11 protein-coding genes are annotated in these 9,642 nt (G+C 44.5%); 5 read left to right on the plus strand and 6 right to left on the minus strand.

The genetic code is table 11. The features are described 5' to 3' along the window. From QUA04_RS15000 to QUA04_RS15015, 4 genes are all read right to left on the minus strand, one after another. On the minus strand, positions 1 to 1,359 hold a 1,359-nt coding region (locus QUA04_RS15000), incomplete at its 3' end, for a tetratricopeptide repeat protein (RefSeq protein ID WP_333258134.1). Beyond that, a complete protein-coding gene (locus QUA04_RS15005; protein ID WP_333258135.1) occupies positions 1,316 to 2,671 on the minus strand; it encodes a P-loop NTPase fold protein in 1,356 nt (451 codons plus the stop codon). The genes QUA04_RS15000 and QUA04_RS15005, both read right to left, overlap by 44 nt. A 180-nt stretch (positions 2,672 to 2,851) precedes the next feature. After that, the gene (locus QUA04_RS15010) at positions 2,852 to 3,373 is read right to left on the minus strand and encodes a tetratricopeptide repeat protein (protein ID WP_333258136.1); all 522 of its coding nucleotides are present in this window, start codon (positions 3,371 to 3,373) and stop codon (positions 2,852 to 2,854) included. Positions 3,374 to 3,420: 47 nt separating this feature from the next. Continuing rightward, a complete protein-coding gene (locus tag QUA04_RS15015; protein WP_172184493.1) occupies positions 3,421 to 3,780 on the minus strand; it encodes a single-stranded DNA-binding protein in 360 nt (119 codons plus the stop codon). Positions 3,781 to 4,110: 330 nt separating this feature from the next. Here QUA04_RS15015 and QUA04_RS15020 point away from each other — a divergent pair, with 330 nt between their 5' ends. The 3 genes from QUA04_RS15020 (at position 4,111) to mreD (ending at position 6,575) form a co-directional block, all read left to right on the plus strand. Further along, entirely contained in the window at positions 4,111 to 5,118 is a 1,008-nt protein-coding gene (locus QUA04_RS15020) for a rod shape-determining protein (protein WP_006632285.1), read from the plus strand. Between the two features lie 87 nt (positions 5,119 to 5,205). Continuing rightward, positions 5,206 to 6,012, plus strand: a complete 807-nt coding sequence (gene mreC / locus QUA04_RS15025; protein WP_333258137.1) for a rod shape-determining protein MreC — start codon at positions 5,206 to 5,208, stop codon at positions 6,010 to 6,012. After that, complete coding sequence (gene mreD, locus QUA04_RS15030) at positions 6,009 to 6,575, plus strand: rod shape-determining protein MreD (RefSeq protein WP_333258138.1); 567 nt, start codon at positions 6,009 to 6,011, stop codon at positions 6,573 to 6,575. The genes mreC and mreD overlap by 4 nt, the downstream gene beginning before the upstream one ends. Before the next feature lie 70 nt (positions 6,576 to 6,645). Here mreD and QUA04_RS15035 read toward each other — a convergent pair whose 3' ends face one another. After that, complete coding sequence (locus QUA04_RS15035; RefSeq protein WP_333258139.1) at positions 6,646 to 7,437, minus strand: HAD family hydrolase; 792 nt, start codon at positions 7,435 to 7,437, stop codon at positions 6,646 to 6,648. 246 nt (positions 7,438 to 7,683) lie between these two features. Between QUA04_RS15035 and argB the strand changes: the two genes are divergently transcribed. Together argB and QUA04_RS15045 are read left to right on the plus strand one after the other, a co-directional pair. After that, positions 7,684 to 8,595, plus strand: a complete 912-nt coding sequence (gene argB, locus QUA04_RS15040; protein WP_333034924.1) for an acetylglutamate kinase — start codon at positions 7,684 to 7,686, stop codon at positions 8,593 to 8,595. A 163-nt stretch (positions 8,596 to 8,758) separates the two neighbouring features. Next, complete coding sequence (locus QUA04_RS15045; RefSeq protein WP_333258140.1) at positions 8,759 to 9,022, plus strand: DUF4926 domain-containing protein; 264 nt, start codon at positions 8,759 to 8,761, stop codon at positions 9,020 to 9,022. A gap of 75 nt (positions 9,023 to 9,097) precedes the next feature. Here QUA04_RS15045 and QUA04_RS15050 read toward each other — a convergent pair whose 3' ends face one another. Then, positions 9,098 to 9,436, minus strand: coding sequence for a hypothetical protein (locus QUA04_RS15050; RefSeq protein ID WP_333258141.1), 339 nt, complete (start codon positions 9,434 to 9,436; stop codon positions 9,098 to 9,100). Positions 9,437 to 9,642: the final 206 nt, after the last annotated feature.

The raw sequence follows: 9,642 nt of genomic DNA on the forward strand, positions 1-9,642 counted from the left end.
CTCTACTTCCCCTTGATTGGCATAGATTATTGCTAGTTGGTGCAAAGTAGCAGCTTTCCCTTGAACATCGCCAATTTTTTCCTTAAGTTCCAAAGATTGTTGATAAAATGCGATCGCCTGTTCTACTTCCCCTTGATTAGCATAGATTATTGCTAGACAGTGCAAAGTAGCAGCTTTCCCTTGAAGATCGCCAATTTTTTCGTGAAGTTCGAGAGATTGTTGATAAAATGCGATCGCCTGTTCTACTTCCCCTTGATTGGCATAAATTCCTGCTAGTTGGTGCAAAGTAGCAGCTTTCCCTTGAAGATTGCCAATTTTTTCGTGAAGTTCGAGAGATTGTTGATAAAATGCGATCGCCTGTTCTACTTCCCCTTGATTGGCATAGATTATTGCTAGTTGGTGCAAAGTAGCAGCTTTCATCTTAATATCGCCGATGCGTTCAAAGATTTCCATAGCTTGCTGTTCTAAAGTAATTGCCTTTTCAATTTCCCCTAGATTGCGCTCAACAATTGCTAATTCATGCAAAGCATTTGCCTTGACATCCCCTAAAACTTCATCATCCTTCGCCAAATCTAACGCTTGTTCCAGATAGTAGTTTGCAGTTTTATATTCACTCCGACTGCGATAAGCAATCCCCAAATCATTCAAAACCCTGATCCGAGTTTTCAAATCCCCTTCAGTTTCCTCGCGCCCATTCGAGGGAGTGTATTCAATCAATAACCGTTTTAATAAATCGATCCGTTCCTGCTTTTCCGGCAACTCACAATTGCTAATCCCTTTGCTAGCATCCAGAGTTTGAGAAATCGCATCATCTCTAGTATTTACAGGAGTTTTGAACACAAAAGTTCCCGAATTCCAGGCCCAGAAATCCGGCGCAAAATTAGCGACTCGCGTAATCGCATAATCTGGCAAACAAAAAATCATGGGATGGGGCACTTTAACCGGATAAGCATCTCGTACCCAATTAAAATCTACCAGCATTGGCGGATATTCCCCTGTCATCCCGATCGCATTTTCCAATCCCCGCACAATGAAAATCAACTTTTTGTCTGGTTGAACTTTGACTGTTGGCAAAACCTTAAGAATTTCATCCATCAAAAAGCGCATCTCAGGATCGGGAAAATCCCAAACCTCAAACTGCATCTCTTGACAATCGGGATGACTAATTAAAGCCTGAATAATCGCATCTCTATCCCTGGCAAAATTACAGTCGATAAATCCCAAATCAAAGGCTTTGTCGGGAACAATATCGACAAACGTCAGCAATTGATCGAAAGACTCTTGATTGAGTTCAACAATCCTTTGTCGGTATATTTCAGGGATTTCCTTGAATTGATGCCAGGGCTTGTTGGAAAGCATAACTTTGTTTTACGAGTGGGTTGACATAATTCCACCGACTACTCCCGTTGTATTCCAAAACGGAAATATTGAATAATAAAGTTTGTCCAATTTCATCTTTATCAATATCTTTTTTGAGGCAAACTTGCGCTAATATGGTATAATATTCTGCTGTAGGAGTAGACCTTTCAAAGTCAAATTGCTGTTGCTTCAAAGCGTAAGTGACATCTTCTGCCAAAACTTTACTGTGTTTGCGAGTAATGGCTGTGCGAAAAGCCGATCGAGTCGTCTGCATCAATTGTCGCACATGACCGCCACTAGCTTTTGCCAAATCTAGCAACTGTTGTCGATCGTCAAATACGGCACTAACATCAACCCGTTTTTCGATCAAACTGGCAACTCCCTCTAATCTTTGCTGATGGTAATTTAAATCGCACTCACTGCGATTAAATTCATAAATATTCACCATTGGCACGATGTTGGGATTACCAAACAAATTGCTGACATTTTTATAGGAATAAATTACCGAAATCGGCACTGTATAGATAATTGTACAGTCTAGTTCTTGGAGTTGAGGAGCGTAATCAAAAAACAAATGATTGGCAACATTGGGAGGAATCCGGTCTAAGTTATCAACAATCACCAAAAATCCTTTTTGATAGCGGTTTGGATATTTTTGTCTCAGCTTCTCAAAAGCATCTTTCAATAACAAATTAATATCTGTTTGCAAGCGGGACAAATTACGCTGAAGAGTTTCCCTAATCACTTTTTTTTGTTGACTAGAACCTTTGATTTGACCGAGCAATTTTGCTGTCAACTTATAAATAAAGGGAATTTCTGAGCCTGCACTTGCTTCAGTTTCGATGCTAACGGAAGATTGAACAGTTTCTTCTGTTTCTTTAGTGACTTCTTTAAACCACGATTCAAAACGATCTAAAAGTTTGGGGTCAAACTTCAATTGTAATTTAGTTAAATCATCAGCTACTTTGTTGATAAACAGCAAATATAAATCGGTATATTCTGCATCAAGAACATCTAGTTCCTGATCGAATTCTATGTAAATCACCCGATAGTCATTTTCCCACCGCGACTGAATGCGTTTTAACTCTGTACTTTTGCCGCATCCCCGATGTCCGGTAAACAAAATTGTGTTAAATTCTCCCGGTTCTTGAAGATCCAAATCCGTGCTAACATCGTCGATCGCTACCGTGTTTCGTACTGCGGACAAATCCACATAATATCGTGCAATATCATCGCCCGTTAGAGGCTTGACATCGCAAGCGCGGTAAGCTTCTTTGAGTGTTTTGGCGCGGTTGGGTGGGAGTGAAGTCATCGGATTGTATATTGTAGATTGTAGATGGAACCCACAGCTTATCGCGATCGCGGACGATCGGGATGTGGAGCTTTTTAACTCCTATGTTAACTCACATCTCGCACTATACTCAAGAACTCGCGATCGCTACCAACCGACCACAGAAACCGGGTTTTTTCGCGAATCCACTTCCAAGAATGATTAATAACTAATAAATAAGCCGCCTAAAATTAGCCCGATCGCAATTAACGCCACCCAAATAAACCTATTATCTTTCGTATTAACCTGGCTCAAGTCAACAGGTTCCGGTACGGTCGGCTTGGGCTTAGCGTACTTGATATCAGCGTTTGGATTGGCTTGAAAACTGATTGATTGATTTTCATCTAAAGCTGCCAAATCAGGGATTTTCACCATCCATTCAGGAGGGATAGTGAGTTTGGGAGCTTCGAGAATGAACAGCAAGCGCTTTGCTTGTTGGCGGGTTTCTTGGCGGGGATGGCGGGTGAGCTTGCGGCAAAGCTCGATCGCCTTTTCTGTATTGCCAGAGGCTTCGTAGGCGGTCACTAGCCACATCTGCACCTCACCGCCCAACCGGGAATTTCGATCGACTAAACCGGTAGCTGTTTCTAAACTCTGCACAGCTTCAGCATACCGGCCACTCTCAAAAGCTACTTGCCCAGCTTGGTACTCAGTTTGAACAATTTCTAACTTTTCTGAAGTCACGAGCACCCACCCAATTCACAAATATTACTTCCCAAATTCCCCAAACGCTAGAATTCGCTGTTGTTTTGCGACATACCCGACTCGTTGTCGCGTTTGGAACCCAGCAAGTCTAAATGGTCTACCTTAATTACCGGCTTCGAGCGATTTGAACCCGTATTGCGGTCTTGCCAGCGATCGAACTTCAAAGAGCCTGTGACGCCAATTAGAGAGCCTTTGCGAACGTAGTCAGCAGCAATCTGCGCTGTTTTGCCCCAGATTTCCAGATTGAACCAGTCTGGTTGATCGCTGTTCTTGGTTCTGCGGTTCACTGCCAGCGTCAAACTACACTTAACTGTACCCGACTCAAAATACTTCACGTCCGGGTCGCCGCCGACGCGGCCTACTAAAGTCACAACATTAAGACTCATAAACTTTTTTGGGAATGTGGTCGATCGGTGATGTAGTTAAACAGTCCACACGCGCATTAGCCTCCAAACTGAACTTGGAACAACGCTTGTGAGGCTTCATCCTGATTGTACACCCAGTTAGCAGAACATATTGATAGTGGATGATTGGCGAGTCTGCGCTCAACCTGAGCTCGACAATGTACATTTCTGACTAGACTCAGGATGAAAAACGTAATAGAATCCACCTCGGTTACACTTTTGTAACAACATTATTGCACACAATAGTATTTTAGTTTTTGGGGGGGGTACGAATCAGTGGGTCTTCTCAATCGATTTTCGTTATCTAGAGATATGGGTATCGACCTCGGTACTGCTAACACGCTCGTTTATGTATCGGGCAAAGGTATTGTTCTGCAGGAACCTTCTGTAGTGGCGATCGACCAAGATTTAAAAATACCGCTGGCTGTTGGAGAAGAAGCTAAGAAAATGCTCGGGCGCACGCCAGGGAATGTCATAGCACTGCGCCCGCTTCGCGACGGGGTAATTGCAGACTTCGATACGGCGGAATTGATGCTCAAGACTTTTATCCGCAGAGTTCACGAAGGCCGAAGCTTAGTTTCGCCACGGATCATTATTGGCATCCCCAGCGGTGTCACCGGAGTCGAGAGGCGTGCTGTCATTGAGGCGGCGACTCAGGCCGGTGCTAGAGAAGTACGGTTAATTGATGAACCCATCGCTGCGGCGATCGGGGCTGGACTGCCTGTTGCTGAGGCGACTGGCAATATGATTATAGATATAGGCGGAGGTACGACGGAAGTTGCTGTTTTGAGTTTGCAAGGTACGGTGATCAGTGAGTCTGTGCGGGTAGCCGGCGACGAACTCAATGAGGCGATCGTCCAATACATGAAAAAAGTTCACAATTTGGTCATCGGCGAACGCACTGCTGAAGAAATTAAGATTCAGGTGGGTTCTGCATATCCAACTCCAGAGGATGACGATGTAATGATGGAAGTGCGCGGCTTGCACTTACTGTCTGGTTTGCCGCGAACTGTTACTATCAAAGGCCCAGAAATTCGCGAAAGTATGTCGGAACCGCTTTCAGTAATTGTGGAAGCTGTCAAGCGTACTTTGGAACGCACCCCCCCGGAATTAGCAGCAGATATTATTGACAGGGGAATTATGCTCGCTGGTGGTGGCGCGCTGATGAAAGGTTTAGATACTCTGATCAGTCACGAAACAGGAATTGTCACTCACGTGGCAGCAGATCCGCTGTGCTGCGTGGTTTTGGGAACTGGTAGAGTATTGGAAAACAAACAGTTGGAACGGGTTTTCAGCGGGCAGTCGTCGCGCAATATGTAGTTAACAAATTTGGGATTGTGGATTTAGAAATACGGCTGCAATCTCAAATCTAAAATCCTGACTTAACAATTTTAGATTAGTGAAATTATGCTAAAAAATACATTCCGAAAGTGGTGGGATCTGCGGCTGCCAATTGCTCTTTTAGGTTTAGCTGTAACTGCCGCTTGGGGAGTTCGGCAAACACAAGGTGCGGCAGTATTTGAAGTTTACAATTGGGTGACTCGTCCGTTTCACGCCAACGGCTCTGGGCAAGAGGAACTCATCTCGGCGCGCACTCAAGAATTGCAAGCGCAGGTATTAGAATTAGAAAATCAAAATCAGAAGCTAAAAGAGCTTTTAGGTTACGTTTCGGCTAAGAAACCAGCAGGGATTGTAGCTCCTATTGTCGGTCGCAGCGCCGACCACTGGTGGCAGCAAGTAACCTTGGGGCGCGGCAGTAAGGATGGCATCAAAACAGATTTTACTGTGATGGGCCCCGGCGGTTTAGTAGGCAGGGTTGTCAGCGTTACTCCTAATACTAGCTTGGTGCTGTTAGTCAGCGACGCTACGAGTCAATTGGGTGTGGGAATTACCCGCAGTCGCCACATGGGTTTTATGCGCGGGAAAGGCGGAAATCAAGCTGTGATGGAGTTTTTTGATAATGTTCCCAATGTCAAACCTGGGGATGTGGTTTCAACTTCTTCTTTCAGTCAGTTGTTCCCTCCTGGTTTGCCGGTGGGAAAAGTGGTTTCGGTGGATATGAATAAAACTCCGGCTCCAGAAGCTGTTGTTGAGTTCTCTGCACCGATGAATTCTCTGGAGTGGGCGGTGGTTTACCCGCACTCTAAGCAAGCCGAACCGAAGGATTCGCAGAGTCAATCTTCAGCAGCATCTGAGGGAGCACAGCAACAATGAAAGCTTTATCTCGGATGTCTTCGCGATCGCGCCCATTTCTCAACTTCGCAGTTACATTTCTATCTGTGATGCTGTGCATACTGATATTGCCCACTCGGATGCCGGGAATGGAATTGCTGGGAATTGGACCGAACTGGCTGTTAATTTGGTTGGTAGCTTGGAGTATTAAGCGGAAACGTACAGTTTGGGGAGCTGCTAGCATGGGCTTGGTTTTGGGGTTTCTTCAAGATGCGATGACGGCTCCTCATCCCAGCCACGCTGTGAGTCTAGTTGTTGTAGGAGTCCTAACAGTTGTTTTGCAGAAAACCTGGTCGATTCCGGTAGATATTGTTGAGAGAGATCCGATTCCGATCGCGTTAATTGTGTTTGGGATGGCGGTGGTAGCTGAAACGGTGATGGGGCTGCAATTTTTTTCTATGGGCGATCGGTCTTTATTGGAAATTTGGAGCTATCATCAGCGAGTGGCTTTGTGTTCTGCTATTCTTAGCAGTCTTTGGGCTCCGGTGATTTATTTTCCGCTCAATCGCTTGTGGGAAATGACCAGGAAATTAGAAAAGCCTTAGTCAGTCATTAGTCCTTAGTCAACAGTTAACCGTCAACAGTTAACTGTTAACTAATTACTGTTAACGGGAGTCATTCTAGTATTACTTGTTGGGCCGAACCTAATAAGTGATGAACGGCAATAATCAAATCGCTGAGAATGAAATTAGGCTGGTGCTTTTGCAGTTGATAACGGCTGCGAATTCCGCAGGTAACGGCAATTGTAGGTATTCCCAATGCTTTTCCTGCGAGGATGTCTGCTTCTGTATCTCCGATCATCCAAGCCGAACCCAGCGATGACTCAAATTCTTCTGCAACTTCAGCCAACAATTCAGTTTTTAAGGCTGTATAGTTGTGATAGGCGGCATCCGCCATCTGAGTTCCGCGAATGCTGGTAAACAGTCTGGCTAAACCGTAATTTTGTAACAGTTGAACTGCTTGATTTCTCGGCCGTAGGGTAACTAAAATCAGCCGCACGCCGCGGGAGTGCAGAAGTCCGATCGCCCATTGCACTCCCGGCTGGATGCGATCTAAGTGCAACAAGTCTGGCTGATTGACAATGCGACTCACGCATCCGAGAAAAACGTGAATTTCTTCTCCCGACAAGCCGGAACTTTTGGCGATTTCAGCATCGGGCACTCGGTTTTGCTTCATCTGCCAAAACTGCTGTTTGCTGAGGATTTGAAGGTTGAGGTTGATTCCCCGAGCGAGATAAGCTGCTTGAGTATCGGCCAATCCCTGTTGATAGGTGGCATAGTAGCGATCGGACACATCGACTATGGGCCCGTCTAAATCGCAAAATACCGTCATCCGGGGGGACGACTCAGCCTCTGATGGTAGCTTGTACTGAAGGTTTTCGGAGTCTTGGGCGACAGCAGTTAACATAAAACGTTAAGTAAATCTAGGGAGTTATACATTTCTTGACTGTAGCAAAAAATGTATAAGTTATAATACATAAAATTTAATGCTTTTATAAAAAAAACCTATGAATTTTTTGAGGATGGGGTTCAATAAAGGCGATCGGGCCTGTGCGTCCATAACTTCAAGGGAAAAAGTGATTTTTGTGGCTGTTAATATGTGCTTTAGCCATTAAAGTTTAGAATTAAGTTTTTAGTCTTTTGTAATTTACCCATGCTCAAACAAAGCGATTTTGTTAGGAATTCGGACACTAATCGAGTAGAGGTGCTGTCCGAAGCACTGCCTTACATTCAACACTTTGCCGGTCGCACCATTGTGGTCAAATATGGCGGTGCGGCGATGAAAGATAGCAATCTCAAAGACAAGGTTGTTCGGGATATTGTGCTGCTAGCTTGCGTGGGGATGCGTCCGGTTGTGGTTCACGGCGGCGGCCCGGAAATTAATATTTGGCTGGAAAAATTGGGAATTGAGCCGCAATTTAAAGATGGTTTGAGAGTGACTGATGCGGCGACAATGGAAGTCGTAGAAATGGTTTTGGTGGGGAAAGTAAATAAGGAAATTGTTTCGTTAATCAACCAAGCTGGCGGCAAAGCAGTGGGATTGTGCGGCAAGGATGCCAATCTGATTCAAGCTCGTCCAGATGGCCGGGAAGGAATTGGGTTTGTGGGTGAAGTCAGTGGCGTGAAAATCCAGATTTTGGAGTCTTTGGTGAACAGCGGTTATATTCCGGTGGTGTCGAGCGTGGCAGCCGATGAAAACGGTCAATCTTACAACATTAATGCTGACACAGTGGCTGGGGAAATTGCGGCTGGTTTAGGAGCGGAAAAGTTAATTTTGATGACTGATACTGCGGGAATTTTGGAGGATTATCACAAGCCGGATAGTCTGATTGCTAAGTTAGATATTCAAGAAGCAAGAGAGTTGGTTGAGTCGGGAGTTGTCTCTGGGGGGATGATTCCGAAGGTTAATTGTTGTGTGCGGAGTTTGGCTCAGGGTGTGAAGGGTGCTCACATTATTGACGGTCGAATTCCTCATGCTTTGCTGCAAGAAATATTTACGGATGCGGGGATTGGGTCGATGATTGTTGCTTCTGAATTTAGCAGCGCGAACTTAAGGCCTAAGTAAGGGGTAAATCCTACCGTGGGGAGGGCGGGTGCGTAAAAGGGGTAAACTAGCTGCGATTGCGTATATCCTAACTAAGCCTGCCCCTACCAACCTTGAGAAGGTACTTCGGGAAAATTACTTCAACTAATTCTAACCGTTGTTGGATTTGAGCTTTTGTGAAACTATGATCAAACACTTTAGAGTTTTGGATTCTGTTGCGATTCTCAAGCCGATTTCAAATACGCGATTAGCGCTAGTGGAACCAGAATACGCATCTATTTCTAGTTTGCCAGTTGGACTTGTGGGAACTATTGTTGAAGTGTATGATACGGAAAAGGAATGTCAGTATTTAGTGGAGTTTGCTGATAGTCAAGGGAGTGAATATGCTATGGCTATGTTGAAAGCTGATGAAATTTTAGTTCTGCAATATGAACTTGCAGTTGCTTAGTAATGTGAGGAGAAGAGAAGTTAGATAAGGGCGATCGCACTTTGGGAAAAAAGGGCGATCGTACTTTCTCTAACTTTACTTAACTGGCTTCCAACTATTGAGAGATTCCCGAATCGAACTTAATTGACTGAGGTACTCAATAAGCTTAGCTTTTTGATCCTCAAGACGAGCTAGAATTTCCGGCGCTTCTACTTCTTTCGTTTCCCGTTCCTTCAAAACGCGATCGAAGTCATTTTGAAACCTGTTGATATAATCATTGATTTGCCGTTCTGCACTTCGGAAATCAGCTTCCACCTGTTTTCCAATGACTCGCTCTAACAGTTTTTTATTTCTAGCTGTCTGCTCATCTATTTTGCGGTCGATCGAATCTAATGTTTGGCGTAAATCAACTTCAAAGAAGGAGCGATTTTCCATTACAGGAACATCAGCATGATAGACTTCATCTGAATTGCAACAGCGACTTTTTCTCCCTGTTTCTTTCTTGCTAGTTCCGACAACTACTGCTAATTGGACATCTTTAATCCGTGCATCAATTCCGGGAAAATCGGCTCTCCTGAGTTTATGGTGTAAAATAGATCAACCAATACAGTTATAGTGATGAGCTTTCATTTAGACTATCT

It is taken from the genome of Microcoleus sp. S13_C5, assembly GCF_036700845.1.
In the GTDB taxonomy this organism is placed as follows: domain Bacteria; phylum Cyanobacteriota; class Cyanobacteriia; order Cyanobacteriales; family Microcoleaceae; genus Microcoleus.